The organism is Mycobacterium innocens, assembly GCF_900566055.1.
Lineage (GTDB): Bacteria > Actinomycetota > Actinomycetes > Mycobacteriales > Mycobacteriaceae > Mycobacterium > Mycobacterium innocens.
In genome coordinates, this window is the sequence record NZ_UPHQ01000308.1 from 1 (window position 1) to 1,160 (window position 1,160).

Here is a 1,160-nt window from a genome sequence, read left to right on the forward strand (position 1 = left end):
CCGGCCACCACCGCAGCGCCGGGGTCGCCGGCGGCCAGACCGGCCAAACCCGACAGCAACTGCGCCCGGTCGGCGCCCACCACCACCGCGCGATGCTCGAACACCGACCGGGTGGACACCAACGACCACCCCACATCCGCCGTTGCCAACGCCGGACGCTGCTGCACCCACGCCAACAACCGCCGCGCCTGATTGGCCAACGCCGCCGCCGAGCGTGCCGACAGCACCCACGGCACCACCCCGGTAACCGGCTCGGCGCCAACACCATCCGCGGCACTATCCACGGGCGCCTGCTCGAGAATCACATGCGCATTGGTGCCACTGATCCCAAACGACGACACCGCGGCCCTTCTAACCCGGCCCTGCGCCCGACCCGCCACCGGCGCAGCCGGCCAGGGCCGCGACTCGGTCAACAACGACACCGCCCCCGCCGACCAATCCACATGCGGCGTCGGCACATCCACATGCAACGTCTTGGGCAACACCCCATGCTGCATCGCCAACACCATCTTCATCACCCCGGCCACCCCCGCCGCCGCCGACGTATGGCCGATGTTGGATTTGATCGACCCCAACCACAGCGGCTCTTTCCCAGGCTCGGTGCGCCCCTGCCCGTAGGTGGCCACAATCGCCTGCGCCTCAATCGGATCCCCCAGCATGGTCCCGGTCCCATGCCCCTCCACCACATCCACATCGGCCACCCCCAACCGCGCGCTGGCCAACGCGGCCCGAATCACCCGCTGCTGCGCCGGCCCATTCGGTGTCGCCAGCCCGTTGGAGGCGCCATCCTGATTGACCGCCGAACCCCGCACCAACGCCAACACCGGATGCCCCCACCGCCGCGCATCGGCGAGCCGCTCCACCACCAGCACCCCGGCGCCCTCGGAAAAGCCGGTGCCGTCGGCAGCCCCCGCATACGCCTTGCACCGGCCGTCGGGCGCCAGCGCGCGCTGCCGACTGAACTCCACGAACATCGCCGGGGTGGCCATCACCGTCACCCCACCCACCAGCGCCAGATCACACTCACGCGACCGCAACGACTGCACCGCCAGATGCAACGCCACCAACGACGACGAACACGCCGTATCCACCGACACCGCCGGGCCCTCCAAACCCAGCACATACGCCACCCGACCCGACGCCACACTCAACGTCGAACC

1 protein-coding gene is annotated in these 1,160 nt (G+C 70.1%); it reads right to left on the bottom strand.

The annotated features are described in order from the left end of the window. The coding region (locus EET03_RS28365) for a beta-ketoacyl synthase N-terminal-like domain-containing protein (RefSeq protein ID WP_136625777.1) at positions 1–1,160 on the bottom strand (1,160 nt) is incomplete at both ends.